The following is a 701-nucleotide window of genomic DNA, read 5'->3' on the forward strand; positions in this document are numbered from 1 at the left end:
TAATAAAAAACTACGTAGTATTATAAACTTCTTTTCCATCTTTATTTACTTTTATGATTGAGCCTCCAAAGTTCCAAACTTCTTTTTTTATTTGTGTTGCTCCTAATTTGAGCTTTAATTGTTCATTAGCAAATTTCAGAATATTATACACTTTGTTAACATTTGTCTTATCAGGATTAATAATAAATTCTCGTGATATAAAATAATGATCTGCATTTTGCGTTCCACCAACTTCATCATACTTTCTATACATTTGAGGCATAGTGGAATTATTTGAATACCCATCATCTAAATTGTCTTCTGCTGAATTCTCTGCATGAAAAAGAGATTCATGGGCAATATGAGCGACATTATTAAATATATTACTTCCAGATGTTCCGTGAGGGTTTCTAGACAAATAAACAACTTGATTTTTTTTCCCTGTTCCATCTGTATTATTTTGCATTTCTGTATAGCTGCCCCTATCATTTACATCTTTTTTTACAGTATATACTAAATTAATCCCGGCTTTATGATATTCTCCGTCAGTTTTGGTTGAGAAAATAGTTTTACCTCCGTATTCGATTTTCTGTCCTTTTTGCATGAATTTCGATAAGAAATTTTGTCCATCTTTTGTTTTGGCAAATAAAATAAATGCTTTGTATTGTTCCTCATTACCTTTTTGTAGTAAATATCCTAACTCGAGATACATACCTGTAGGA

1 protein-coding gene is annotated in these 701 nt (G+C 30.2%); it reads right to left on the bottom strand.

Annotation, left to right across the window (positions count from 1 at the left end; genetic code table 11):
- Positions 1–10 precede the first annotated feature (10 nt).
- The coding region (locus tag ACGHIN_RS17310) for a hypothetical protein (RefSeq protein WP_390456499.1) at positions 11–701 on the bottom strand (691 nt) is incomplete at its 5' end.

The sequence above is a fragment of the Chryseobacterium barbadense genome (genome assembly GCF_042849955.1).
In the GTDB taxonomy this organism is placed as follows: domain Bacteria; phylum Bacteroidota; class Bacteroidia; order Flavobacteriales; family Weeksellaceae; genus Chryseobacterium.